General features: G+C 64.4%; 24 protein-coding genes and 1 tRNA gene. 16 read left to right on the top strand and 9 right to left on the bottom strand.

The annotated features are described in order from the left end of the window. Positions 1-45: 45 nt before the first annotated feature. The 4 genes from VGD10_RS12150 to wecB form a co-directional block, all read right to left on the bottom strand. A tRNA-Glu gene (locus VGD10_RS12150) sits at positions 46-121 on the bottom strand. An 84-nt stretch (positions 122-205) separates the two neighbouring features. After that, positions 206-466 carry a hypothetical protein gene (locus VGD10_RS12145; RefSeq protein ID WP_331041081.1) on the bottom strand — a complete coding sequence of 87 codons (261 nt, stop codon included), beginning with the start codon at positions 464-466 and terminating at the stop codon, positions 206-208. Between the two features lie 60 nt (positions 467-526). Further along, the gene (locus VGD10_RS12140; RefSeq protein ID WP_331041080.1) at positions 527-1,726 is read right to left on the bottom strand and encodes a 3-deoxy-7-phosphoheptulonate synthase class II; all 1,200 of its coding nucleotides are present in this window, start codon (positions 1,724-1,726) and stop codon (positions 527-529) included. Between the two features lie 39 nt (positions 1,727-1,765). After that, the gene (wecB, locus tag VGD10_RS12135) at positions 1,766-2,875 is read right to left on the bottom strand and encodes a non-hydrolyzing UDP-N-acetylglucosamine 2-epimerase (protein ID WP_331041079.1); all 1,110 of its coding nucleotides are present in this window, start codon (positions 2,873-2,875) and stop codon (positions 1,766-1,768) included. Between the two features lie 210 nt (positions 2,876-3,085). On the opposite strand from wecB, the gene VGD10_RS12130 reads away from it, so the two are divergent. After that, positions 3,086-5,251, top strand: a complete 2,166-nt coding sequence (locus VGD10_RS12130; RefSeq protein ID WP_331041078.1) for a M3 family metallopeptidase — start codon at positions 3,086-3,088, stop codon at positions 5,249-5,251. A gap of 38 nt (positions 5,252-5,289) precedes the next feature. On the opposite strand, the gene VGD10_RS12125 is transcribed toward VGD10_RS12130, so the two are convergent. Continuing rightward, positions 5,290-5,661 (bottom strand): response regulator, encoded by a 372-nt coding sequence (locus tag VGD10_RS12125; RefSeq protein ID WP_331041077.1) that lies wholly within the window; start codon positions 5,659-5,661, stop codon positions 5,290-5,292. Between the two features lie 433 nt (positions 5,662-6,094). Here VGD10_RS12125 and trpD point away from each other — a divergent pair, with 433 nt between their 5' ends. The 4 genes from trpD to trpA are packed head-to-tail and all read left to right on the top strand — an operon-like array spanning position 6,095 to position 10,509. Then, entirely contained in the window at positions 6,095-7,162 is a 1,068-nt protein-coding gene (gene trpD, locus VGD10_RS12120; RefSeq protein ID WP_331041076.1) for an anthranilate phosphoribosyltransferase, read from the top strand. Next, positions 7,155-8,567, top strand: a complete 1,413-nt coding sequence (trpCF, locus tag VGD10_RS12115; protein WP_331041075.1) for a bifunctional indole-3-glycerol-phosphate synthase TrpC/phosphoribosylanthranilate isomerase TrpF — start codon at positions 7,155-7,157, stop codon at positions 8,565-8,567. The genes trpD and trpCF overlap by 8 nt, the downstream gene beginning before the upstream one ends. Beyond that, positions 8,564-9,727 carry a tryptophan synthase subunit beta gene (gene trpB / locus VGD10_RS12110; RefSeq protein ID WP_422652999.1) on the top strand — a complete coding sequence of 388 codons (1,164 nt, stop codon included), beginning with the start codon at positions 8,564-8,566 and terminating at the stop codon, positions 9,725-9,727. Before trpCF ends, trpB begins: the two co-directional genes overlap by 4 nt. Next, on the top strand, positions 9,724-10,509 hold the full coding sequence (gene trpA / locus VGD10_RS12105; protein ID WP_331041073.1) for a tryptophan synthase subunit alpha: 786 nt from the start codon (positions 9,724-9,726) through the stop codon (positions 10,507-10,509). Before trpB ends, trpA begins: the two co-directional genes overlap by 4 nt. Here trpA and VGD10_RS12100 read toward each other — a convergent pair. Continuing rightward, positions 10,506-11,576, bottom strand: a complete 1,071-nt coding sequence (locus tag VGD10_RS12100) for a phosphotransferase (protein ID WP_331041072.1) — start codon at positions 11,574-11,576, stop codon at positions 10,506-10,508. The genes trpA and VGD10_RS12100 overlap by 4 nt on opposite strands. 55 nt (positions 11,577-11,631) lie before the next feature. Here VGD10_RS12100 and VGD10_RS12095 point away from each other — a divergent pair, with 55 nt between their 5' ends. The 7 genes from VGD10_RS12095 to VGD10_RS12065 all read left to right on the top strand — a co-directional run bounded on the left by VGD10_RS12095 (position 11,632) and on the right by VGD10_RS12065 (position 18,549). Then, entirely contained in the window at positions 11,632-12,069 is a 438-nt protein-coding gene (locus tag VGD10_RS12095) for a BLUF domain-containing protein (protein ID WP_331041071.1), read from the top strand. A gap of 65 nt (positions 12,070-12,134) precedes the next feature. After that, complete coding sequence (locus tag VGD10_RS12090) at positions 12,135-13,724, top strand: peptide chain release factor 3 (RefSeq protein WP_331041070.1); 1,590 nt, start codon at positions 12,135-12,137, stop codon at positions 13,722-13,724. A gap of 59 nt (positions 13,725-13,783) precedes the next feature. Beyond that, on the top strand, positions 13,784-14,662 hold the full coding sequence (locus VGD10_RS12085) for a hypothetical protein (protein ID WP_331041069.1): 879 nt from the start codon (positions 13,784-13,786) through the stop codon (positions 14,660-14,662). A 46-nt stretch (positions 14,663-14,708) separates the two neighbouring features. Continuing rightward, entirely contained in the window at positions 14,709-15,833 is a 1,125-nt protein-coding gene (locus VGD10_RS12080; RefSeq protein ID WP_414639530.1) for an NAD(P)/FAD-dependent oxidoreductase, read from the top strand. Positions 15,834-15,874: 41 nt separating this feature from the next. Further along, positions 15,875-17,569, top strand: coding sequence for a DEAD/DEAH box helicase (locus VGD10_RS12075; RefSeq protein ID WP_331041068.1), 1,695 nt, complete (start codon positions 15,875-15,877; stop codon positions 17,567-17,569). Then, positions 17,569-18,045: a YaiI/YqxD family protein gene (locus VGD10_RS12070; RefSeq protein WP_331041067.1), complete on the top strand. Its 477-nt coding sequence runs from the start codon at positions 17,569-17,571 to the stop codon at positions 18,043-18,045. Before VGD10_RS12075 ends, VGD10_RS12070 begins: the two co-directional genes overlap by 1 nt. Positions 18,046-18,195: 150 nt before the next feature. Then, a complete protein-coding gene (locus VGD10_RS12065) occupies positions 18,196-18,549 on the top strand; it encodes a 4-fold beta flower protein (RefSeq protein WP_331041066.1) in 354 nt (117 codons plus the stop codon). Positions 18,550-18,590: 41 nt separating this feature from the next. Here the strand turns inward: VGD10_RS12065 and VGD10_RS12060 are convergent, their stop codons facing one another. Beyond that, a complete protein-coding gene (locus tag VGD10_RS12060; RefSeq protein WP_331041065.1) occupies positions 18,591-20,438 on the bottom strand; it encodes a DUF885 domain-containing protein in 1,848 nt (615 codons plus the stop codon). Between the two features lie 256 nt (positions 20,439-20,694). On the opposite strand from VGD10_RS12060, the gene VGD10_RS12055 reads away from it, so the two are divergent. Then, positions 20,695-21,390 carry a LuxR family transcriptional regulator gene (locus VGD10_RS12055; protein ID WP_331041064.1) on the top strand — a complete coding sequence of 232 codons (696 nt, stop codon included), beginning with the start codon at positions 20,695-20,697 and terminating at the stop codon, positions 21,388-21,390. Here VGD10_RS12055 and VGD10_RS12050 read toward each other — a convergent pair. Further along, entirely contained in the window at positions 21,387-22,772 is a 1,386-nt protein-coding gene (locus VGD10_RS12050) for a cytochrome P450 (protein WP_331041063.1), read from the bottom strand. The two genes, VGD10_RS12055 and VGD10_RS12050, sit on opposite strands and share 4 nt — an antisense overlap. Before the next feature lie 118 nt (positions 22,773-22,890). Here VGD10_RS12050 and VGD10_RS12045 point away from each other — a divergent pair, with 118 nt between their 5' ends. Then, the gene (locus tag VGD10_RS12045; protein ID WP_331041062.1) at positions 22,891-23,520 is read left to right on the top strand and encodes an acyl-homoserine-lactone synthase; all 630 of its coding nucleotides are present in this window, start codon (positions 22,891-22,893) and stop codon (positions 23,518-23,520) included. 172 nt (positions 23,521-23,692) lie between these two features. Next, positions 23,693-24,178, top strand: coding sequence for a hypothetical protein (locus tag VGD10_RS12040; RefSeq protein WP_331041061.1), 486 nt, complete (start codon positions 23,693-23,695; stop codon positions 24,176-24,178). On the opposite strand, the gene VGD10_RS12035 is transcribed toward VGD10_RS12040, so the two are convergent. Continuing rightward, positions 24,138-24,317, bottom strand: a complete 180-nt coding sequence (locus VGD10_RS12035) for a hypothetical protein (RefSeq protein ID WP_331041060.1) — start codon at positions 24,315-24,317, stop codon at positions 24,138-24,140. The two genes, VGD10_RS12040 and VGD10_RS12035, sit on opposite strands and share 41 nt — an antisense overlap. Before the next feature lie 140 nt (positions 24,318-24,457). Here VGD10_RS12035 and VGD10_RS12030 point away from each other — a divergent pair, with 140 nt between their 5' ends. Further along, positions 24,458-25,789, top strand: coding sequence for a glycoside hydrolase family 43 protein (locus VGD10_RS12030; RefSeq protein ID WP_331041059.1), 1,332 nt, complete (start codon positions 24,458-24,460; stop codon positions 25,787-25,789). Positions 25,790-25,837: the final 48 nt, after the last annotated feature.

Genomic DNA, 25,837 nt, shown 5'->3' with positions numbered 1-25,837 from the left:
AGAAATCTCACCATTGCTCGGATGTCCCTCGGACATCCTGCGCTCTGGTGACCCCTACGGGACTCGAACCCGTGTTTTCGCCGTGAGAGGGCGACGTCCTAGACCGCTAGACGAAGGGGCCATGCGGTGCCGCAAGGCGGCAGCGAGAGGCGCGGCATATGGGGGAGGGGGCGCTTCTGTCAAGGCGCGCCCACCCCCTATGTCCCTACTGCGCGTTGCTTTGTGGGGGCGGCGTTCCGGCTTGGGCGTTCCCGGCAGCTTCCAGAGCGCCTTGCGCCGGAGCGGTGCTGTTCTGCTCACGGACTTGGTCGGCGGCATTCTCGAGCACGGGCGCAGCGGCAGGATCGCTTTGTTCGGCGGCATTCTCGAGCTGCTCGGCCGTATTCTCCACCGGATCCCGCTGTTCCCCGCCGCCGCAGGCGGCAAGCGCGAGAGTGCCAAAGGCGGCAAAGGCAAGGCGTCTCATATCATCCCTCCTGTTTTCGGAGGGAGCTAACGAAGCAGCCGCAGAGCGGTTGCGGCCGCTTTAGGCAGCCTTTGATTGCGACCGCGGGAGCAGCTCGGCGACAAGCTCCGCCAGCTCCATCGCCTGGGCCGGGTTGAGGCGCGGGTCGCAATGGGTGTGGTAGCGGTCGCCGAGGTCCTGTTCGGTCACAGGCACGGTGCCGCCCGTGCATTCGGTGACGTTCTGGCCCGTCATTTCGACATGGATGCCGCCGGGGATTGCGCCTTCGGCCGGGGTGACTTCGAAGAAGTAGCGGACTTCATCGAGGATGCGGGAGAATGGCCGCGTTTTGTAGCCATTCGCGGCTTTGACCGTATTGCCGTGCATCGGGTCGCAGGACCAGAGCACGAGGTGACCGGAGGCCTGAACGGCGCGCACGAGCGGCGGCAGCTTCTTCCTCACGTCCTCCGCACCCATGCGGCTGATCAAAGTGATACGTCCTGGCTGACGCTCTGGGTCGAGCACGTCCAGAAGGCGGAGCAGCAAGTCCGGCGTGAGGCTGGGACCGCATTTCAGACCCAGCGGATTGGCGAAGCCGCGGGCGAACTCGACGTGCGCAGAACCGAGGAAGCGGGTCCTATCGCCGATCCACAGAAAATGCGCGGAGGTGTCGTAGCTTTGATCGCCGGCCTTCCGAGTCAGCGCCTGCTCGTACGGCAGCAGCAGGGCTTCGTGGCAGGTGTAGAGGCGTTCGCCCGCCGCCTCGCCAAGCTCGGCAAAGCGTGAAAGGGTGGCGTAGGCCTGCGCGTACGCCCGGAACATACGGGACGGATCCGGCGCCCGAGCCGCCGCGTCGAAGCCGATGCCGTTGACGATGTCGCCCCGGTAGATGGGAAGCGCGACACCATCCTTCACCTCTTCGTCGCGCGAGCGCGGCTTGGCGAACTGTCCCGCCATTCGGGCGGTTTTCACGATGGGCAAGCCGGAGGCGGCGGCCAGCTTTCCGCCCATGTTCATGATGAGCCGGAAGCTCGCGTCGATATTGGCAGGCGAGAATTCGGCGAAGCTTTCCGCGCAGTCGCCGCCCTGCAAGAGGAAGGCGCGGCCCTGCTGGGCGTCAGCGATGGCGGCCTTCAGCGCGTCGGTTTCCAGCGGCTCGACCAGGGCGGGATAAGAGGCCAGCTCGGCTTCGGCCGACTGCAACGCCGCCGCATCGGCATAGACCGGCTGCTGCCGCGCCTCATGCTCTCGCCAGCTTGCGGGGCTCCAATCCTCGACCATGCATTCGCACATAAGCAGAGGCGCCGCGCGAGGCCAGCCTCAAGCGGCTCTTTTCCGCCGCTCCAGCCAGTCGACGAGGATGGCGGCGATGCGGGGCGCGGCGAGGCCGTCGCCGAAGGGCATCGCGGGCTGCGCCATCCGGGCGTAGCAGGTGTCGCTGAGGAGGAGGCGATTGACCGTGCCGAAGATCGCGTCAGGATCGGTGCCGACGAGTTCGATATTGCCGGGTGCCTCGACCCGCTCGGTGACGTCCCGCATGACCAGCACGGGGATCCCGAGCGCCGGCCCATCCTCCTGAAGGCCGCCGCTGTCGGTGAGTAGAAGCCAGCTTCCCAGCATCAGATCGATCATCTCGGTATGATCGACGGGGCCGCTGAGCTGGATATGCTCCACCCCTGCCAGCTTCGCTTCTATGGCTGCTCTGCGCTGAGGGTTGCTGTGCAGGAGGAAAAGCACCTCTACCGGCAGTTCGCGAACGAGCCTCTTCAGCGCCGCGCAAATAGCTTCAAGTTGCTGTCCCTTATTCTCGCGGCGGTGCGAGGTAACGAGTATGCGCCTCCGATCGGCCTTAGCCGACGGCGCGGGCGAGCCCATGCTGTGGAGAAGGGCGTCGATGCCGCTGTTGCCGGTGATATGGATGTCCCCGCGAACAGCCTTTTCGAGGGCAAGGTTGGCCGCCGCGGCTTCGGTAGGCGCAAAGAGGAGATCGGCGATGGCATCGATCGCGACGCGGTTATCCTCTTCCGGCCACGGCTCGCGCTTGTGTGACCGGAGCCCGGCTTCGACATGCGCAACCGGAACGCGGCAATCTTGTGCCGCAAGCGCGCCGGCTAAGGCGCTGGTCGTATCGCCTTGTACCAGGACGAGATCGGGCAGGTCGCGGCGGAGGTGATCGCCGATCGCATCCTGTATCGTCTCGCGGAGTTCGCCGGCGCTCTGTTCGCTGAGGTCGAGGCGGAGCTCGATGCGGCTGTAACGTTCGAAGCTCGCCCCCAACCCCTCATGCTGGCCGGTAAGCAGAACCTGCTGGTCGAGCACTGGCACCCCGGCGAGCGCGCGCAGAACCGGGCGCATCTTGATCGCCTCCGGCCGGGTGCCGACGATGGATAGGATGCGGTACGGATGTGAGGGAGCAAGCCTAGCCGCCATGCGGCTCCTGAATATCGTCTTGCGCCATTACCGCTCCCCACTTGGCGCAAAATCTATGCATTACCTCAGGAACGAGCGCCATCCCCTTTCAAATAAACCTAAATTGCACGTCAGGTTGCCGATGGTTCAGGCACGATCCTATAGAGTGCGAGCCAATGATCGGCGCCGCGCATCCGCCGCGGTGGCCTTGAGCGACACATGGAGAGTGAATTGAAAGCAGTTCTTCTGGCGGGCGCAACCGCCCTTGCATTCGGCGGTTCTACCGCAATGGCTCAGGATTTGGCGGTTGCTTCGGCCGCAGCGCAAACTGCGGGTGCGCAGGCTTCAACCGCCGTCCCCAACAACATTCTTCTGGCGGAATGGACCGGCCCCTATGCCGGTGTGCCGCCGTTCGACAAGGTGAAGCCGGAGCATTTTCCGGAGGCTTTCCAGTTCGGCATCGACGAGCAGCGCCGCGAGGTTGCAGCCATTGCCAACAACGCGGCGCCTGCCACCTTCCAGAACACCGTCGAGGCGCTGGAGAAGGCGGGTGGACGGCTGGACCGGATCTTCGCGCTTTACGGTGTGATGACCAGCAACATGTCGAACCCGCAATATCAGGCGCTCCAGAAGGAATGGGGGCCGAAGCTCGCAGCGGCGTTCGACGAGATCACCTTCAATCCGCAGCTCTTCCAGCGCGTGAAGACCGTCTATGACGCGCGCCAGACCAGCGGCCTCGACGCCAAGCAGCAGCGGCTGGTGACCCGGCTCTACGAGAGCATGACGCGGCAGGGTGCCAATCTGAATGCGCAGCAGAAGGAGCAGCTGTCCGCTTATAACCAGCAGCTTGCCGCCGCCTTCGCGACCTTCAGCGAGAAGGTGCTGGCGGACGAGAGCACCTTCATCCAGGCGACCGAAGCTGAAATGGCCGGCGTGCCGCAGGACATCAAGGACGCCGCCGCTTCGGCCGCCAAGGAGCGGAAGCTTCCCGCCGGCAGCTATGCGATCGTCAACACCCGTTCGGCGGTCGATCCGATCCTGACCTTCGCCGATAGTCGCAGCCTTCGCGAGAAGGTCTGGAAGGCGTTCGTCAATCGCGGCGACAATGGCGGCGCGAACGACACCAACCAGGTGATCGCGCAGATCGTGAAGCTCCGCGCCGACCGTGCCAAGCTTCTGGGCTTCGACAGCCATGCCGAATTCCGCATGCAGGACACGATGGCGAAGACGCCCGAAAAGGCGATGGAGCTGATGAACCGCGTCTGGCCGGCAGCGGTCGCGCGCGTGAAGGAGGAAGTGGCCGACCAGCAGGCGCTCGCCAGGAAGTTGGGCCAGAACATCACCATCGAGCCCTGGGACTATCGCTACTATCAGGAGAAGGTCCGGAAGGAGCGCTACAACCTCACCCAGGACGAGGTGAAGCCCTATTTCGAGCTCAACAACATTATCGAGGCTTCATACTGGGCAGCGGGCGAACTGTACGGGCTCGACTTCAAGGAAGTCACCGGCACCGTGCCGGTCTGGCACCCCGACATCCGCGTCTACAGCGTCACGAAGCGTGGCTCGAACGAGCAGGTCGGCCTCTTCTATCGCGACGATTATGCCCGCACCGGCAAGCGTTCGGGCGCCTGGGCGACCACCTATCGCAGCCGCGCGGGCCTGCTCGGCGACGAAATCGTGCTCGGGTCGAACAACAATAATTTCGTGAAGCCGGCGCCCGGCCAGCCGGTGCTGATCAGCCTCGACGATGCCGAGACCCTGTTCCACGAGTTCGGCCACGCCATCCACTATTATCTGTCGGACGTGCACTACCCGAGCTTCAACGGAACGCCGCGGGACTTCGTCGAATATCCAAGCCAGGTGAACGAGAATTGGCTGCTGACCGAGCCAGTGCTGAGCCGCTTTGCCAAGCATTACCAGACCGGCGAACCGATGCCGAAGGCGCTGATCGAGAAGATCGCGAAGGCATCGACCTTCAACCAAGGCTTCGCGACCGCGGAATATCTGTCCTCGGCCATTGTCGACATGATGCTGCACATGGAGCCGAGCGGCGTAGTCGATCCGGACAAGTTCGAGCGCGAGGCGCTAGCGAAGATCGGCATGCCGAAGGAGCTGGTGATGCGGCACCGCCTGCCGCAGTTCAACCACCTCTTCTCGTCCGACGCCTATTCGGCCGGCTATTATTCCTACCTCTGGTCGGAAACGATGGACGCCGACACCTGGGCGGCGTTCGAGGAAGCGGGCAATCCGTTCGACAAGGAAACGGCGCGCCGCTTTGCGGAATATCTGCTCTCGACCGGCAACGAGACCGACCGGGCGGAAGCGTACCGGCAGTTCCGCGGCCGCGATCCGGACGTGAACGCGCTCCTCAAGAAGCGCGGCTTCCCGACCAAGTAAGCATCAGGCGGCGCCTCCTTCGGGAGGCGCCGTTTTCTTTAGGGGAGCGCCCGGGCGGCGCGTTCGCTCAGCTTCTCGGAAATGAGATTAGCGAGCTCGTTCAGCGCAAACGGCTTCTCAAGCACGGAAATATCCTCACCCGCCGCATTGCGAAGCGTGCGCAGCGCCGAGTGGCCCGTCGAGAAGATGATCGGGAGATCGGGGTCGATCGCGGCGATCTCGCGCGCCACCTCGGTGCCGTCCATGCCGGGCATCATGTAATCGAGAATGACGAGATCGACCTTGTTCCCCTGAAGCAGCGCAAGCGCCGCCGGGCCGCCGTCCGCCTCCAGCGGGCGATAGCCGAGCTCCTGCAACGCCCTGCTGATCATGGCGCGCACATCCCGGTCATCATCGACGATCAAAATCATACAATCTTCTCGAAGGCATATGCCGCTGCAAGCCATCTAAACTCGCAGCACTGGTCTTGAGGTCCCATAATGGGTTTGCCCAAGGAAAAGCGCAATGTGGCAGCAAACATTTCGCCTGCATGAACCACCCTCCGCTGCAGCCGGAGCGACCAAATAGTTGAATTTAGGGGGTTGACGGTAAGGCCCTCCACCGCGAGGCTAAAGGGGATGTTCAAAGGCGCGATCCTTATCGAAACGCTTCGCCCGGCCTCGCCGGCGGCGGCTTCGCGCGCGCTTGCAGTTTCGCATGCATGGCATTGGTGGCGGACCCATTCCCCCGCGGCGGCCGTGACGCGTCTTTGGTAGCGACGACTCTCTAAAAGTCTCGAATTTTCCAGGACAGGCCCGCCGCAAGGCGGGCCTTTTTCTTTGCGCTCAATCCAGGACCAGAAACATGTACCTCAGCAGCAATCTCGCCGAAAAACTACCGTCCACGCCCGTACTTCTCGACGAGGCCGAAGCTGCGCTCGAACGGCTTTATGCCGGCCAATCGCTCGACCAGGCGGCTGCGCAGCGCCTGTTCGAAGCTCTGGTGGAGGGGCGGCTCGGCGAACCTTCCATCGCGGCGATGCTCGTCGCGCTTCGCCTGAAGGGCGCGACGGCGGACGAACTGATCGGCGCCGCCCGGGCGCTTCGTGCAGCCGATGCGGATTTCCCGCGCCCCGATTATCTCTTCGCCGACAGCTGTGGCACCGGCGGCGACGGATCGGGATCGATCAACGTGTCGACGGCGGTCGCCTTCGTTGCCGCGGAATGCGGCCTGCCGGTGGCGAAGCACGGCAACCGCTCAGTCACATCCCGCTGCGGCTCGGCCGACGTGCTTGAGCATCTCGGGACGAAGCTGGACATTTCGGCGGATCAGTCGCGGCGGGCGTTGGACGAGACGGGCGTCTGTTTCCTGTTCGCCCCGCTCTACCACCCCGGCCTCAAATATGCGGGGCCCGTCCGCCGGGCGCTAAAGGTGCGGACCATCATGAACGTGCTTGGCCCATGCCTCAATCCAGCCGAGCCGCCGGTGCAGCTTCTCGGCGTCGCCGATCCCAAGCTGCTGCGGCCAGTGGCGGAGACGCTGAAGGCGCTTGGCCTTGCTGATGCCCTCGTGGTGCACGGTTCGGGCCTCGACGAGGTGGCGCTGCACGGACCGACGCAGGCGGCGCGGCTTCGGGGCGGCGTGATTGAGGAACTGACGTTCGGACCTGAGGATGCCGGGGTAGAGGCCGCGCCGCTCGGCCTGCTGCGCGGCGGCGGGCCCGAAGAGAATGCCGAGCGGCTGAAGGCGCTGCTGATGGGCTATGGCACCGCCGCCGAAAGCCGCGTCGTCGCGCTCAACACGGGTGCTCTTCTGATGACGGCCGGCCTCGCCGCTTCGCTCCAGGAGGGGACAGAGATGGCCGTGGATGCGCTTGCTTCCGGCGGCGCCTACAAGCGGCTGCTCGCCTTCGTGGAGGCGACCAATGGCTGAACCGGTTGGGGTGCTGGGAGAGATCGTCGCCCGTAAGCGGCGGGACCTTGCCGAGCGGTTCGCCGGCGTTTCTGCAGGCGATCTGCGGGAACGAGCGGAGCCGACCCGCCGCAGCTTCAAGGCAGCGCTGGCGCGTGCGGGCGCGCGCTTCATCTTGGAGGTGAAGCGTGCCTCGCCCTCCGGCGGAGCGTTACGTCCCGCTGCCGATCCCGTTGCCTTGGCTCGGGCCTATGCGGGCGCGGCCGATGCGATCAGCGTCCTTACGGATGCGCCCTATTTCGGCGGCTCGCACGACGACCTGATTGCAGTTCGGCGGGCATTCCTGGGGCCGATCCTCTGCAAGGACTTCATGATCGATGTCCGGCAGGTGGCGGAGGCGCGTATCTGCGGCGCGGACGCGATCCTCGTCATGCTGTCGGTGCTGGACGATGTCGCCGCCGCAGAGATGATCCGTGAGGCGCGGCGGCTCGGGATGGATGCACTCGTCGAGGTGCATAGTTCGGACGAGGTGCGGCGCGCGCTGGCGCTTGGGGCTGACATCATCGGCATCAACAACCGGGATCTTCGCACGCTGGAGATCGACCTTGCCGTGACGGAGCGGCTGGCGCCGATGATACCCGAGGATCGGCTCGTGATTGCAGAGTCCGGCATCTCGGGACGCTCAGATGTCGAGCGCCTGTCGCCAGACGCCGACGCCTTTCTGGTCGGCTCGGCGCTGATGCGGGCGGACGATCCTGCCGATGCCGCGCGGGCGCTTGCCTTCGGCCGGGTGAAGGTGTGCGGCCTCACCGACGGTCACGACCTAGAAATGGCGTCGGCTTACGGCGCGGCCATGGGCGGCGTGATCATGGTGCCGAACACGCCGCGCGCGGTCACCTTGGGCCAGGCGGAGCTGATTGCCGAAGCGGCTGCGGCGATCGGCCTGCCGCTGGTCGGCGTGTTCCGGAACGAGAAGGTGATGCAGATTGCGATTGCGGCGCAGGCGCTTCGGCTCCGGGCGGTGCAGCTGCATGGCGAGGAGGACGCCGCCTACATCAAGGCGTTGCGCGGCCTGCTGCCGCCCGGCTGCGAGATCTGGGCTGTAGGTGCTGTTGGACGGGAGGTGGCGGAGCCGCGGCTCGGCAGCGACCGGACCCTATTCGACACCTGCTTTCGCGGCCGGACGGGCGGAACCGGCATGCCGTTCGACTGGTCGCGCGTCGCGCGGCGGCCGGAGCTTAAGCGCAGCCTGCTGGCGGGCGGCCTCAAGCCTTCCAACGCACGCGCCGCATCGCAGCTTGGGGCCTTCGCGCTGGACGTCAGCTCCGGAGTGGAGATGGCGCCGGGGCGGAAAGATGCCAGCAAGCTTGGCGCCTTTTTCGAGGCGCTGCGGCTTCCCGCGCGCGGGGAGCTACATCCATGCTGATGAGCGGCCGCTTCGGCGCTTATGGCGGTGCCTATGTGCCTGAAATCCTGATGCCGGCACTTGAGGAGTTGGAGGCCGCGTTTCTCGATGCGCAGGAGGATGAGGGGTTTCAGGCGGAGCTTGCCGAATTGCTCCTCAAATATGCGGGGCGGCCGACGCCGCTCACCCGCTGCCGCAATCTCGCGGCGGGCAAGGGGCGCATTTACCTGAAGCGCGAGGACCTGCTTCACGGCGGCGCGCACAAGACCAATCAGGTGCTGGCACAGGCGATGCTCGCCAAGCGCATGGGTAAGCACCGGATCATCGCCGAGACCGGCGCAGGGCAGCATGGCGTTGCCACCGCGCTCGCGGGTGCGCTCTTCGGCCTCGAAACGCGCATCTACATGGGCGCGCACGACGTGGAGCGGCAGAAGCTCAACGTCTTCCGGATGCGCCTGATGGGCGCGGAGGTCGTGCCGGTTGAGAGCGGCGGACGCACGCTGAAGGACGCGGTGAACGAGGCGCTCCGCGACTGGACGGCGAGCTTTGCCGACACTCATTATCTGCTCGGCACCGTCGCCGGGCCGCATCCTTTTCCGCTGATGGTCCGCGAGTTTCAGCGCGTGATCGGACGGGAGGCGCGGGCGCAGGTGGCGGAGGAGGAAGGACGGCTGCCGGATGCGGTGATCGCCTGCGTCGGCGGCGGCTCCAACGCAATGGGCATGTTCGCGGACTTCATTGACGATGCGGGCGTGCGGTTGATCGGCGTCGAGGCAGCAGGCAGGGGGCTCGACGGCGCGGAACATGGCGCGACCCTGCTGCGCGGGCGTCCCGGCGTGCTGCACGGGGCTGAAACCTATCTGCTTCAGGATGCGGACGGGCAGGTCGCCGACAGCTGGTCCGTCTCGGCGGGGCTCGACTATCCTGCGGTCGGGCCGGAGCACAGCTTCCTGAAGGACGGCGGCCGGGCCGAATATGTCGGCGCCACCGATCAGGAGGCACTTGAAGCATTCGCTCTGCTCGCCCGAAGCGAGGGCATCATCTGCGCGTTCGAATCCGCGCATGCGCTGGCGCATGCGCTCAAGATGGCGGAGGAGGGGGCAGTGCTGGTCGTCAACCTCTCCGGCCGGGGCGACAAGGATATGGAGCAGGCGCAGCGGCTGCTGGAGTTCGCGCCGTGAGCCGATACCGCGAGATGTTTGCGGGCCTCGGCAATCGCGGCGTGTTCGGCGCCTTCGTGATGCTCGGTGATCCCGACCTCGAAACGAGCGCTGCCATTCTCAATGCACTGGTGGAGGGGGGTGCCGATATGTTGGAGGTCGGTATTCCGTTCTCCGATCCGGTTGCGGACGGTCCGGTCATTCAGGCCGCCGCCGAGCGCGCCTTGTCGAAGGGCGTCACGCCTGCCGATTGCTTTGCGCTTCTCAGCGCCTTTCGCGACCGCCACCCGAAGGTGCCGGTCGGCATCCTCACCTATGCCAACATCGTGCTGGCGAAGGGGCGAAGCGTCTTCTACCGCGCCGCTGCGGATGGCGGCGTCGACAGTGTGCTCGTTGCGGACGTGCCCGTCTTCGAGGCCGGCCCGTTTGTCGCTGCCGCGAAGGCGAGCGCCATCGCGCCGGTGCTGATCGCCGCCAGCAACACGCCCGACGAGACGCTGAAGCGCATCGCGACGCTTGGGGAGGGCTACACCTATTGCGTGGCGAGGGCGGGGGTGACCGGGGCAGGGGAGACGTTGCGGCTCGACCATGCTCCGCTGTTCGCAAAGCTCGCCGCCCACGGCGCGCCGCCGCCCGTCCTCGGCTTCGGCATTTCGACCCCGAAGCATGTCCGCACCGCCCTCAATGCGGGCGCAGCGGGGGTTATCTCGGGCTCGGCGCTTGTGCGCCTGATCGAGGAGAACCGGTCCGACCCCGCGCCCGCCATCCGGCAGTTCGTCGCCGCGATGAAAGCTGCCGCCTAGGCGGCTCCGGCAAGCTTCGCCTGTGCCCAGGCGAGGTCGGCGAGCGGCTCCAGGCCTTCGACCATCTTCGCTGCGTGAGCGGAGGCGGCGGTGCCGCGAGCGAGGCGGCCCTTGATGCCATGCAGGATAGCGGCGAGGCGAAACATGTTGAAGGCGATGTAGAAGTCGAGGTCCGGAATGCCCTCGCGCCCCGTGCGGCGGCAGTAAGCGGCGACGTAATCGGCTTCGGCGGGGATGTTGAGCGCCGCCAGGTCAAGCCCTCCGAGGCCGAGGCTCATGCCCGCCGGCATCCGGTACATCATTAGGTGATAGGAGAAGTCGGCGAGCGGGTGGCCGAGCGTCGAAAGCTCCCAGTCGAGCACGGCGATAACGCGCGGCTCTCGGGCATCGAAGATCATGTTGTCGCAGCGGAAGTCGCCATGGATGATCCGCGGCTGCGGCTCGTCCGGCGGCAAATTGGCCGGCAGCCACTCGACCAGTCGGTCCATCGACCCGACCCGCCCCGCCTCGACGTCGCCCAGATACTGTTTCGACCAGCGCCCGATCTGCCTCTGAAAATAATTCCCCGGCTTCCCATAGTCTCCGAGCCCTGCCGCCTGCGGATCGATCATGTGCAGCTGGGCGATGGTCGTATTCATCGCATCGAAATAGCCCAGTAGCTCTTCCCGGCTTACCTCGGGAAAGGTAGGCTCCCAGAAGATGCGGCCTTCCACCATCTCCATCACATAGAAGGCGGTGCCGATCACCTCTTCATCCATGCAGAGGCCGAGTGCCTCCGCAACCGGGAAGCCATGCCGCCCGAGCGCCTCGATCACGCGATATTCGCGGTCGACGGCGTGGGCGCCGGGCAGCAGCTTTCCGGGGGGCTTGCGGCGAAGGACGTAATTCCGCCCCGGCGTCAGCAGCTTGTAAGTCGGATTGGACTGACCGCCCTTGAACTGCTCGACGGTCAGCGGTCCTTGAAAGCCGCCGACATTGTGCCCCATCCAGGCTTCCAGCCGCGCCACGTCGAAGCGATGCGCGCTCCTGACCTCCGTCGTTCCGCTATTGTCGGCGCTTCTCCCCATGGCACTGACTAAGATCAGTTGACGCGGCGCGGCAACAACTTGTTATGGTGGGGCAATGTCACCGCTCATTTCGCTCCTCTACGTCAGTGAAGCCAATCACATGCTGCCGGAGGGCGAAAACCCCGTCGAGGGCATTGTCGAGGTGGCGCTTTCCCGCAATCCGAAGCTTGACGTAACCGGAGCCCTCGTCTTCACGGGGCCCCACTTCGCGCAGGTGCTGGAAGGGCCGAAGGCGGGGGTGGACGAACTGCTGACCAGCATCCGGCGCGACCCGCGCCACCGGAACATGCATGTGGTCCAGGCGGTGGAGATCGCCGAGCGAGAGTTTCCGTACTGGAGCCTCGCTTATGCGGGCCCGTCGCTCTACGTCGACCGGCACCTCCGTCCGCTAGTCGAATGGCGCGCGACCGGCAGCGGCGAGGAAGGAATGCAGGCCCAGCGGCTCATCAAGATGATGCGGGCCTTCGCGCAGGAGCAGAAGCGGACCGCCTGACGCCTCGCAATTGCCGCGATCCGCTGCTATGGGCGCGGGCGAAACCGAATTTCAGGCTCCATTACATGCTGAACCGTCCCACCGGCCGTCCCGACCGGCGCACCTTTGCAATTATCTCGCATCCCGACGCGGGGAAGACGACGCTAACCGAGAAGCTGCTGCTGTTCGGCGGCGCGATCCACCTTGCGGGCGAGGTGAAGGCGCGGGGGCAGAACCGCAGGGCACGCTCGGACTGGATGAAGATCGAGCAGCAGCGCGGCATCTCCGTAACCAGCTCGGTCATGACCTTCGAGCATGACGGCGTTACCTTCAATCTGCTCGATACGCCGGGACACGAAGACTTTTCGGAAGACACCTATCGCACTCTGACGGCGGTCGATTCCGCCGTGATGGTGATCGATGCCGCCAAGGGTATCGAGCCGCAGACGCGGAAATTGTTCGAGGTCTGCCGCATTCGCAACGTTCCCATCATCACCTTCGTCAACAAGGTGGATCGGGAGGGGAAGGAGCCGTTCGCGCTCCTCGATGAGATTGCGGACGTGCTCGCGCTCGACGTCGCGCCGATGAGCTGGCCGGTCGGCATGGGCGGCACGTTCGAAGGCGTCTATGATCTCGTCAAACACCGCCTCAACCTGCCCGCGAAAGGCGACAGCGGCCATTTCGAAGGCGAGCAGGTCCAGTTCTCCGGCATGGATGATCCGAAGCTGGCGGAGACGATTTCGGCTGAGGGCCTCGCCACTTTGCACGAGGAGGCGGCGCTCGCCGTCGGCGCCTACCCCGAGTTCGACAGCGAAGCGTATCTCAACGGCGACCTCACGCCAGTCTATTTTGGATCGGCACTGAAGGAATTCGGCGTCGCCGAGCTGATCGCAGCCCTCAGCGCGTTTGCGCCGTCGCCGCTGCCGCAGCCATCGGCGTCCGGCACGGTCGATCCGGACCATAAGAGCGTGTCCGGCTTCATCTTCAAGGTGCAGGCCAATATGAACCCGCAGCACCGCGACCGCGTCGCCTTCATGCGGCTCTGCTCGGGCAAGTTCAAAAGGGGCATGAAGCTGCTGCAGCCGTCCACCGGCAAGGCGATCGCCGTGCACAGCCCGATCCTGTTCTTCGCCCAGAACCGCGAGCTGGCGGACGAAGCCTGGCCCGGCGACATTATCGGCATTCCGAACCACGGGACGCTCCGCGTGGGCGACACGCTGACCGAGGACGAGGCGATCCAGTTTACCGGCCTACCGAACTTCGCGCCGGAAATCCTTCGCCGCGTGATGCTGGTCGATCCCACCAAGACGAAGCAGCTCCGCAAGGCGCTGGACGATATGGCGGAGGAGGGGGTGACGCAGGTTTTCCACCCCTCGATCGGCTCGCAATGGATCGTCGGCGTGGTCGGCCAGCTGCAGCTCGAGGTGCTGATCTCACGGCTGGAGGCGGAATATAAGGTGGAAGCCCGCTTCGAAGCATCACCCTGGGACACCGCGCGCTGGATCGCTTCGGAGAATGAAGCCGACCTCAAGGCCTTCATGGCCAATCACCGCAACGCTATCGCCACCGACCGCGACGGCGCGCCCGTCTTCATGGCCAAGGACCTGTGGGAGCTCAACTATCACGAGGGCCGCAATCCCACGATCCGCTTCACCGCCACGAAGGAGCGGAGCTGAGGCAGCCGCTTGTCAGCTTCCGCGTGCCTGGTTTAGCCTTGCAGGATCGGAGGACGATCATGCCCAAGGCTATTGCTCTATTGATGGCGGGCGCGGCGCTGGCCGCAGCCTCTCCCTATGACGATCGCGCACCCGTCGATGAAGTGGCTCAGGTGGAGCGGGACTTCGCACGAGATTTCACCGGAAAGCAGTGGCAGTCCTTTCTCGATTATTCGGCCGAGGATGCTATCACGATCTTCGACGAGATGCTCCCGGCGAAACAGTTCTATGGTGAGCTGGTAAAGGCGTCCGCCGGCCGGCCTCCCTCATCGCTCGACTGGTGGCCGGGGCATGTGGAGGTTGCCTGTGCGAACGATCTCGCCTGGTCGACCGGCCCGACGCTTCGCAAGGCAAAAGCGGGCGACGTTCACAGCCATTATGTGACGGTATGGAAACGCGAGGAGAACGGGCAGTGGCGCTGGGTCTTTGATCGCGGCGTGCAGCATGCGGCCCCGGCCGATCCGCATCCAAGGGGAGCGCCGCCTACCACCGTTTCCCGCGCGTATTGTGCGAAAGAGCAGGAAGCCTCAGGTGCGGCTGAAAAGGCCTTCCTTGAGGCCGAAGATCGTTTGACGAGTACTTTGGCGCGAGACGCCGAGGCGGCCATAAAGCCTTATCTGGGGCCGTTCAGCACTGTGCACAGGTGGAAACGCTTCCCGGCGCGGGGGGTGCAGGAAGGGCTTGCGCTCGTACGGCAGGGGCCGCAACAGGTCGTATCCGAACGGAGCAGGTACGGCATGTCGCAATCCGGCGATCTTGCCTACACTTATGGGAAGATTTCCTGGCGCGATGACAATGGAAAACCCGCCCAGGGCTTCTACCTCCGGGTCTGGCGAAACACCGGCAGAGGCTGGGAAATCGCCATGGATCAAGTCAACCCCATCAATACGAGCGAATAGCCGCAGCTTCGACGCGGTCATTTTAGGCGCGGGCGGCGCGGGGCTTATGTGTGCCGCGGTCGCCGGCCAGCGCGGGCGGCGGGTGCTGCTGATCGATCATGCGGAGCAGGCAGGCAAGAAGATCCTGATTTCCGGCGGCGGGCGGTGCAACTTCACCAATATCCATACCGCGCCTGACCGCTATCTTTCTGCCAATCCGCATTTCATGAAGTCTGCGCTCCGCCGCTACACGCCGCAGGACTTCATCGATCTCGTCGACCGGCATCGCATCGCTTGGCATGAAAAGACGCTGGGACAGCTCTTCTGCGACGGATCGGCGCGGCAGATCGTGCACATGCTGATGGAAGAATGCGCAAAGGGCTCGGTGCGCATCTCGCTCGGACATAGCATAAACGAGGTGGAGCATGCGGACGGTCAGTTTCGCGTCGGCCATGGCGACGAGACTGCCACCGCACCTGCCTTGGTGATCGCCACCGGGGGTCCTTCCATTCCGAAGATGGGCGCCACCGGTTTCGCCTATGACCTGGCCCGCAAGTTCGGCCTGAAGGTCGTGGAGCCGCGGCCGGCGCTCGTACCGCTGACGCTTGGCGGCGATGAAGTGCTGTTCCGCGAGCTTTCCGGCGTCTCGACGGACGTGGTGGCCAAGGCGGGCAAGATACAGTTTCGGGAAGCGGCGCTGTTCACGCACAAGGGCCTCTCCGGCCCCGCCATCCTGCAAATCTCCTCCTACTGGCGGCACGGGGAGGAGATCGGCATCGACTTTCTGCCTTCTTTAGAGCGCAATTGGCCGCTACAGGCCAAAGGGTCGCGTCCGCGCGTCCATTTTCACACCCTGCTAGGCGAACTGCTCCCGGGACGGCTGGCGGAGACGCTGGCGAAGCGGATCGGTCTCTGGGGCGAGCTCGCTAATCTTCCCAACGCCAAGCTCAAGGAAGCGGGGCGGCGGCTGTCCGACTGGCGCTTCAGGCCGAACGGAACCGAAGGTTTCGCCAAGGCGGAGGTGACTGCGGGCGGCATCAGCACTGTCGAGCTTTCGTCGCAGACGATGGAGGCGAAGAAGGTGCCGGGCCTTTACGCGATCGGCGAGGCGGTGGACGTCACCGGCTGGCTCGGCGGCTACAATTTTCAATGGGCATGGGCGAGCGGCTGGGCCGCCGGCCAGGTCCTTTAACTCAGAACCTAGCCGCCGCGGCGGCGTTTATCCGGACGACCATGCCTTTCAATCAACTTCCCGCGCTTCTTGCCGAGGCGCTTTCCGCCCGCGGCTATGCCGAACCCACACCCGTCCAGGCCGCCGTGCTGGAACCGGAAGCGGAGGGGCGCGACCTCGTGGTGTCCGCCCAGACCGGCTCCGGCAAGACGGTCGCCTTCGGCCTAGCCATGGCGCCGCAGCTTCTGGACGAGAATGGCAGGCTACCGTTCGCCATGCAGCCGCTGGCGCTGGTGATCGCGCCAACGCGTGAGCTTGCACTGCAGGTGAGCCGCGAACTCATCTGGCTTTACGGCAAGGCAGGCGGACGCATCGCCACCTGCGTCGGCGGAATGGATGCGTCGAAAGAGCGCCGTAATCTCTCCCATGGCGCCCACATCGTCGTCGGCACGCCCGGGCGCCTTCGCGACCATCTGGAGCGCGGGGCGCTCGACCTGTCCGCGCTCCGCGTGGCGGTGCTCGACGAAGCCGACGAGATGCTCGACATGGGCTTCCGCGAGGATCTTGAAGAGATACTCGACGCGACGCCCACCGAGCGCCGAACGCTCCTCTTCTCGGCCACGATGCCTAAGCCGATCGTCGCGCTCGCCAAGCGTTACCAGCGAGACGCGCTTCGCATTTCCACCGTCGGCGAGGATCGCGGCCATGGCGACATCAGCTATCAGGCGATGGCCGTGGCCCCGGCAGACATCGAGCATGCGGTAGTTAACCTGCTTCGGCTGCACGAAGCGGAAACGGCGATGCTGTTCTGCGCCACCCGCGACAATGTGCGGCGTCTTCATGCCAGCCTGATCGAGCGGGGCTTCGATGCGGTGGCGCTGTCGGGCGAGCATAGCCAAAGCGAGCGCAATGCGGCGCTCCAAGCGCTTCGCGACCGGCGGGCGCGGGTCTGCGTCGCCACCGACGTCGCAGCCCGGGGGATCGACCTTCCGAGCCTGTCGCTCGTCGTCCATGTGGAGCTTCCGCGCGACGCGGAGACGCTTCAGCACCGGTCGGGCCGCACCGGGCGGGCCGGCAAGAAGGGGACGGCGGTGCTGATCGTCCCTTATCCGCGCCGTAAGCGCGTCGACATGATGCTGCGCGGTGCGAAGATCGCCGCCGAATGGATCAAGCCGCCCACGCCGGAGGACATCCGCCGGAACGATCATGAAAGGCTGCTCGCGGCGCTTCTGGAGCCGGTTGAAGTCGAGGATGCTGACCGGGAGCTCGCCCAGCGCCTGCTGGAGCAGAAGACGCCGGAGGAGATCGCCGCCGCGCTCGTTCGCGTCCATCGCGCCAAGATGCCAGCGCCGGAAGAAATGGTGGACGGCGGCCCCGGCGAGCGCCCGCAGCAGCAGGCGCACCGCGCGGGTTTCGAGGACACGGTCTGGTTCCACATGGACATCGGCCGCAGGCACAATGCCGATCCGCGCTGGCTGCTGCCCTTGCTCTGCCGCCGCGGCCACATCACCAAGAATGAGATCGGCGCGATCCGCATAGCTGCGAATGAAACCGCCTTTGAGATTCCGCGCGCTGTCGCTGCCAAGTTCGCGGCGGCCGTGAAGCGCACGGCGAACGGCGACGGCGAGGAAAGCAGCGTCCGGATCGAGCCGATGCAGGGAAGTCCGCGCGAGGCCGCGAAACGGAACCGCCGTGTGGGACCGCCGCCCGCGCGGCACAAGGCGAAGCCGTTCCGGAAGAAGCCCCACCACGCGTGATGAGCGGCCCGCGCATCCTAGTCGATGCCGACGCTTGTCCGGTGAAGGAAGAGATCTACAAGGTCGCCTTCCGCCACGAAGTGCCGGTGGTGATCGTCAGCAACAGCTGGCTGCGCGTCCCGCAGCATCCGCTGGTCAGCCGCAAGGTGGTGGATGCCGGCTTCGACGCCGCCGACGACTGGATCGCTGTGGAGGCTTCACCGGAGACCGTGGTGGTGACGGCCGACATCCTTCTGGCAGACCGCTGCATCAAAGCCGGAGCCAACGTGATCGCGCCTAATGGGAAATCCTTCACCGCCAATTCGATCGGCGTAGCCGTGGCGACTCGGGCCATCATGGCCGACCTTCGGGCTGGCGGAGATGTGATCGGAGGTCCGCAGCCCTTCTCGAAGACGGATCGTTCCCGTTTTCTCTCGTCGCTAGATGAGGCGCTGGTGCGGCTGAAACGAAATCGATCCTTCGGTTCGGCCTCGTAAAGAACCAGCCCGTCTCAGCTATGACATTGATGTGGCTATCGAAGCCCCATCTGTTAATCTGGCGTACAGCCCAATTTCACGACCCTCAGCGAGTGGAGTTAACCACTGGACGCCGCAGATTTCCGCGGTGTGAGCGTAAGGGGCGTAAAAATGGCGATGTATGTCTATCATGCCGACGGTCATCCCGTCGGCTTTCTGTTCAGCACCTTCATTCATGACCTCGAAGGGAACCCGCTGGGGCGTGTGCTTGGGTCGCACGTTTTCCGTCTCGACGGCGTCTATGTGGGTGAATTCCACAAGGAAACGGTCGTTGCGAAGCCGGTGCTCGGCCATGTGCGGGACATCGCGCCGATGGCGGTGCCGCCGAAGCAGAAGAGCCCGGGTATGAGCTTCTCCCGCCGCGGCCTCGTCCGCTACGGCTATCCGGACATGTTCCACCGGCTGGCCGAGGGCATACCGCAGGACAACGATACTCTCGATCTGATGGAGATCGCCGCCGAATAGCGGCGACGGCGCGGCGGCTGCCCCGCCGCGCCTCCCTTTTCTCAGGCCCGCAACCGCGCGTCGATGCGGCTGTTCACCACCCGCTCAAGGATCGTGAGCGGCATTCCGCCCTGCAGCAGCACCTGGTGGAAATCGCGTAGATCGAAGCGCGGGCCCAGCTTCGCCTTGGCTTCGCTACGCAGGCGGTCCCATACGATATGGCCGACCTTGTAGCTCGTCGCCTGGCCCGGCCAGACGGTGTAGCGGTCGATCTCGCCCTGGCTGCGGCCGCGGGCGATGCCGGTCGTGCGGATGAAATAGTCGGTCGCCTGCTCTCGCGACCAGCGCTTCGAATGAAGGCCAGTGTCGACGACGAGCCGCGTCGCCCGGAACAGGAAGGACTGCAGCATGCCGGCGCGCCCCAGGGGATCGCCTTCATACATGCCCATCTCATCGGCGAGCTGCTCGGAATAAAGCGCCCAGCCCTCCTGATAAGCCGCGTACCCAGCGACGCGGCGGATCATCGGGATTTCTTCTGACTCCTGCGCCAGCATCACCTGGAGGTGATGGCCCGGCACCGTCTCATGATAGGTGAGGGTCTTGAGGCCGAATTTCGGCCGGTCGAACGTATCGCGAAGGTTGATGAAGTAGGTGCCGGGGCGAGACCCATCCAGCGGCGCATTTTCGTAATAGGCGCCCGGTGCTCCGGCCTGAATGAGCGGCGGCACGCGCCGCGCCACCACCTTCGCCTTCGGCAGCGTGGCGAACGCCTCCGGCAGGCGTGGGTAGATTTCGGCGATCTGCTCGTTGAGGAAGGCGACCAGTGCCGCCCGTCCTTCGTCGGTGTTGGGGAAAAGCTGCGCGGGCTGCTTGTTGAGCTCGGCCAGTCGCTCGCCCGGCGTGCCTTGGGTGAGGCCTTGGGCGCGAAGGATCGGATCGAGCTGCGCTTCGAGCGCGGCGACCTGCTCCAAACCTAATTTATGCACCTCATCCGGCGTCATGTCGGTCGTCGTCGCGGCCTTCAGCGCGCCTGCATAATAGGCCTCCCCGTTCGGGAGGCGCCACGCGCCCGCATCGTGGGTGGCGCGGGCGCGAAGATCGGTGACGAGGGCGATGTGGCGGTCGAGCGCCGGGTAGACCTCGCCGGCAACGATGCGTTCGGCACGGGCGCCGTAGTCGCCCTGAATGCCGGTTTCGCGTGCACGCCGCGCGACGGAAGAGGCGAGCGCGTTCTCGCCGGCCGGCTGATCGCGAAGCTGCCGCAGCAGCCGCAGCGTCGTGTCGAGGATGTAATCGGGCGCAAACACCCCGCGCGCCGCATCCTCGCGCTGGCGCGCGAGATTGTCGTCCAGTGCCTTCGGGAATTGCGACAGGCGCGCCACATAAGCTTCCGCGTCGGCCTGCGTCTGCACGGGATGCACATTGTCTAGGAAATCGGGAATGCCGCGATAGGCGCCGGTCAGATGGCTGATCACATAAGGCGAATAGCGCCCGCCCGCCGCGCCGAAGGGATAGCGCTCGGCGCCCTCGATATCGCGGGTAAGGTCGTATTGAACGACGTCGTAGTCGATCATCGCGGTTTCGGAGAGGCGCGCGCGGTCGATCGTGCGAAGCTCGGCAAATTCGGCTCTGGTGCGGGCAAGCTCCCTTGCTTTGCCGGCTGCCGAATAATCGTCGAGGCGGCTCCGGAGATGCGCGCGCTCGCCAGTATCCAGCGCCAGGTTCGTCGCGCCCTCAGGATTGTGCTCGAGCCGCGTGTAGAAGAAGCGTTCCAACATCGCCCGAAGCCGCTGATCCTCGGCCCCGCCCGCTGCCGGTACACCAGGCGCGATGGCCAAGGTCGTACAGCCGGGAAGCCCCGCACTCAGCGCCAGCGCGCCAGCCGATGCCATGAACGAACGCCGATCCATCCTAATCTCCCATTCTCGCGTTCGGTAGCTGTGGCCTGCCTGACCTATCGGTTCAAGTCGGCTGTTGAGGCACTTTTCCACAGAAACCCCTACGTCATTTGCTGTTTAGACGCTGAGTAGCTAAGGTCGGTATGAACGCAGTACCGCGTAAGGAGAATGAATGGCGCTTCCGGCAGCCCTTTCGATAGCCGCAGGCTCTCATGCCAAGCTTGAGGTCGTGCAACAATTCGTTGCTTACTCGGAGAAAGCGGCCTCCATGGCGGATTTGCGTGCTCTGGTGGAGAATGCCTGCAACGAGCTTGGCTTTGATTACTTCGCAATTGTCCATCATATCCGTTTCGGCCGCCCGACCGAGGACAAGGTGCGGCTGACCAATTACCCATCGGATTGGATCGCCATCCTGCGCGAAGAGGCGGATGGTAGTGACCCAGTCCTTCGTGCTGCCGAACGTACTTCAAGCGGTTTTACCTGGGAGCAGGCGGACCGGCTCACGACGATTTCCGAACGCGACAAGAAGAAGTTCAAACGCGCTGCGGCGCACGGTCTCGTGCGGGGCTATACCGTTCCCAATCATGTTCCGGGCGAAACCTTCGGTTCCTGTCATTTCGTCGTGAAGAGCGGCAAAGACTTGCCCAAGGAGAGTCTTCCGGCTGCGCAGGCGCTCGGCTGTTTCGCTTTCGAAGCGGCCCGCCAGCGCCTTCAGGCCAGGACCGAACCCAGTGACCGCTACATCGCGCCGGTGAGGCTCACGGACAGGCAGCGGGATTGCGTGCTTTTCGCCGCCCGGGGCAAGAGCGACTCCGTCATTGCCGAGCTTCTGAACCTCAGGCCGCGGACGGTGAACGAACATATCGAAGCTGCAAAGCGGCGTTATGCCGTCGCCACGAGAACGCAGTTGATCGTCCGGGCTCTGTTCCGGAGCGAGATCTGTTATTCGGAAGTGATCGATTAAAGTTTCTTAAGCTTTATAGGCAGCTGTCCGAGCGGGCGGCAGTTCGGCCAGTGATACCAGCGCGGCTCCCGATCGCTGGTGAGCACCACCTCATGTTCTTCCAGCAGGTGCCGCAGCAATGTTCGTATCTGCAGATAGGCGTAATTGGCGCCGATACATCCATGCGCTCCTCCGCCGAAGGGGACGAAGGCGAAGCGGTGACGCTCGCGGCTCTCCTCCGGCGCGAAGCGGCTGGGGCGAAACTCTTCGGGATCGCCCCAGACTTCGGGAAGCAGGTGCGTCAACATCGGGTTCACGCCGGTCAGCGTCCCCGAGGGTATAGTGTGGCCCTGGAACTCCAGATCGCGTGTTGCCCGACGCCAGAGAACAGGGGCCGCGGCATTTAGGCGCAGCGCCTCCTTCACTACCCATTCCACTTTTTCGCATTTCTGAAGATCGGCAAGCGCGATTTCCGTTGGGTTGATGATATTGGCGAGAAGTTCGCTCCGAACCTCGTCCTGCCATTCCGGATGCTTGGCCAGATAGTAGAGCGTCGAAACCGTGGCCGACGAAAGGGTGTCATAGGAGGCAGCGATAACAAACGTCAGGTGAGCGATGATCTCTTCATCCTCCAGCTGGCCGTCCTGTTTCATGCGGACAAGCACCGCTAAAAGGTCCATTCTTTCGGCTGCCGGCGTCTCTGAGAGCATCGGGCGGATAAGCTCTTCGACGTGACGTTTTGCCCAGCGGGCGCGCCATTCCGAATTTCCTGGAAATGGCATGGTCACGATTGAGGTCGAGGAGCCCATTAGGTAGCGGAAGGCGAGCAGGTCATTCCGCGTCGCGAACCGCGCGTCGCGGCCGAGAAAAGCGGCGTAACCATTCGCAAAGGTGAGCTCCTGAGCCAGTTCATAAGACTCGAGCACTCGTTCCGACCAGCGCTTCAGAAGCACCTTCATGTTGTCGCTGAAGATGTCGAGATAGGCCTGAAGCTGCTCTTGTTTAAAGGCATAGGCGACGAGCTTCCGGTGCCATTGATGGTCGTCGCCGTCGCGAAGCAACAGGCCCCCGTCGAAATGACGGCCGAACACGGGCTTCCAGCCGCCGTAGGAGGAGAAGTTGCCTTCCCGGTCAAACAGGACGAATTCGTTCGCTTCGGGGCCGACCAGCTGCACGTTCCAATTGCCGCACGCGTAGAAGCGGTGCACTGGGCCGTATCTGTCGTACATGCGGCGTGTAAAGGCGCGCGGAGCGGCAACAGCCTCCGGCAGAATGCCGAAGACGGGAAGGCCCCTCCGCCCTGGAATTTGGCTGAGCTGCGCCCGCGACACCTGCGCAAAAACCGGCTCGACCTTCACAGGCTTCTGCTGACGAGCGACGGGTGGAATGAAGGGGGCGGTCATCGGGTTCTCCTCGAAGGGCTGCATCATAGAGGAGTAGAGGCATGTCCGCAGACCCGGTAACTACCGGGATAGGCGTTGCCGCCCCGTGCCTTCATCTTTGAGACATGGAGAAAGTACGTTGATTGATCTCGTCCTGCCGGAAAGCCGCATGGGCTTTGCCGATACGCTAATGCAGATGCATCAGGACCGGAAGCGCGTGTTCGTGGATCGGCTCGGCTGGCAGCTTAGCGCGCCCGGAAGCTGGCTGGAGGTCGACGAGTTCGACAACGACTTTGCCGTCTATCTGATCGCCCGCTCCGATTGCGGGCGGCGTCACGTCGGATCGGTCAGGCTGCTGCCCTCGACGCGGCCCCACATGCTGGATGCCGTTTTCGGCGCACTCTGCTCAGGCGAGGTGCCGAAGGGGGAGGACGTCTGGGAAATCTCCCGCCTGATCACCAGCCCCGTCGGCGCCAACGGAACGACGGTGCTGAAGCTTCATCGCCTGCTTGCGCTCGCTCTGGTGGAGTTCGCCGAGGCGAACGGCATCAGCCGCTATACTCTGGTGACCGAGCCGCACCGCGTTCCGGCGCTGCTTTCCGTCGGCTGGAAGGTGATGCCGCTGGGCCTGCCGATGCCATTCAACGGGGAGATGCTGCAGGCGCTGCAGATCCAGATCGGGACCGAAACTCTTGCTGAGATGCGCGAGCGGACACGCATCGAGCAGCCGGTGCTCCGCGTTGCCGAAGCCGACCGGAGGGCCGCTTGATCCAATCTATGAACTTCTTGTGGCCCGCTACGCTGCCCGAAAGGGAGAATAAGGCGGCGCACGTCGGGTCGCGGAGCCATCGCAGGCAGATTCGGACAAGTCTGCCGCCGGAGGGAGCTGCACAAGCCGGCTCCGCTCCGGGCGATGCGCCTTTCAGCGTGCGAGCCTTCGCATGAGCGCGTGGCTCGCGAAATCGGGCCGGAGCGGCAAGGCTTCGCCGACACCCACCCCTCCACCATCGGTGGAGGCCGAACCGTGCGAGCCCTATCTGTCGGTTGAAAGCCGTGCGGACTGGTCGATCCAGGAGACGCTGGCCGTACTGGCCGCCCGCCAGGAATATGGCCAGCGGCGCGAGCGGGATAAAATCTTCGAAGACGGCATCTTCGCCGATCCGGGCTGGGACCTGCTGCTCGACCTCTTCGTCATGGCTTCCGAAGGAAGAGCGGTGTCGATCCCGCACGCCTGCGCCGCCGCTTATGCGCACCCGGGGACCGTACGGAACCTAATTGCCCATATGGAGAAGAGCGGCCTCATCCGGCGCATTGCCCATCCGGCCGCGCCCGATTGCGCCTATCTGGAGCTAAGCGACAGCGCCTATCAGAAGATGCTCCAATATTTCAGCGTTGCGCGGAAAGCCTATTTCGAGCCTCACGGATGACGTCGAGAGCCATCGAGCCGTAGGCCGCCGCCTTGTAGAGCTTCAGTTCCTCCAGCCGTTCCGCCAAAGCTTCGGCGGCGAGATAAACTTCATCGATCGCGTCGAGATGCTTCTCAAGCTCGCTTAGGTCGGCGTTCATTCCACGGCTCCTCTTCCGACGTCGTGAGGCCGGTCGTGCGATAATTTCAGCGTAGCTTCGCTGAGGCAAGTTCCCTTCATATCAGAATGCACCGCATTGGCGCTTGTTCGTGGCCGCGCCTCCCTTATTTGCTGATGCCGATGAGCGAAGCCTTTAAAGTGGAAGCACGACCGGAGGGAGATGGCACGTGTTTCGCGGTCACGATACTCGGCGGCGAAACCCAATATTACAGCCTGCCCGGGCCCGGCCAGGAGGATTACAGGGCCTTCTACCAGGAACTGGCGCGCGATTTCGGCATGCGAGAGGCGGAGGTCTTTTCTCCGCCCGATGGCCGGGAGCCTGCCTGGCGACCGCTGCTTACCGAAAACCTGAGTTCAGGCATGATCTCGGGCTATGGCGATCCTGCGGTGCTCAAGACGGAGGAGGGCTATTTTCTCACCGTCACTTCCAACGACGCGCCCGATGCTTTTCCGATCCTGCATTCGCAGGACCTTGAGAACTGGGAGCCAGCAGGCTTCGCTTTTCCGGCCGGGAAGACCCCGAAGTGGGCGGCGACGGGTCTGCTTGTCAGCGATTTCTGGGCGCCCGAAATGGCCCGTGTTGGGAACGAATATTGGCTGACCTATACAGCCCGGGAGAAGTCCGGCGCACTCGCAATAGGCTTGGCGAAGGCCGACAATCCGCTCGGCCCATGGGAAGACCTTGGACGGCCGCTAATAACTGGCGGAGTCATCGACGCGCACATCTTCGTGGATGTGGACAGCGTCCCTTATCTTTTCTGGAAGGAGGATAAGAATGGCATCTGGCCGATTAAGCTTGCCGCGCTGATGCGGGAGCGGCCGGAGCTGATCTCCGCCCTCTTCGATGCGGCCGAGGATCGCCGCGCCGCCGCCTTTGCCGCCGCCGTGGAGCCGTGGGCGAGTACGCGCCGCCAGATGGAACGCTTCTTCCTGATGCAGCCGCTGATCGATGCGGTGCTGGCTTCATGGTCGAAGGTGCGGCGGGTGCTGGAGGAATGCGGCGAGGCCGACACGATCATTGAGGCCATGTGTACGCCGATCCGCGCCCAACGTCTGGCTCCGGACGGCGCCTCACTCATCGGTGAGCCGACCATCGTCCTTGCAAATGACCTCGACTGGGAAGGGCATCTGATCGAGGGGCCGTTCGTCACCCGGCAGCGGGGCCGCTACTGGCTTTTCTACGCGGGCAACGACTTCTGCACGCCGGACTACGGCATCGGCGTCGCCGTCGCGGATCATCCGCTCGGGCCGTACGAGAAGCAGCCGGAGCCGCTCCTCAAGTCTAGTCGAAGCTGGTGGGGCCCCGGCCATCCTTCGGTTGCACCCGGGCTGGACGGCGCGCCGCAGCTCTTCTTCCACGCTTATTTCCCGAGCACCGGCGGCTACAATGCCTTTCGGGCGCTGCTCACCGCCAAGCTGCGTTTCGGCGATATGGGCGTGGAGATCGTTTGACCGGCAGGCCGCTATTGCCGCCCAGTCTCTGCCTCGGCTAGCGCTGCG

This window comes from Allosphingosinicella sp. (genome assembly GCF_036402135.1).
Classification (GTDB): domain Bacteria; phylum Pseudomonadota; class Alphaproteobacteria; order Sphingomonadales; family Sphingomonadaceae; genus Allosphingosinicella.
This window is presented reverse-complemented; position numbering and strand designations above follow the sequence as displayed.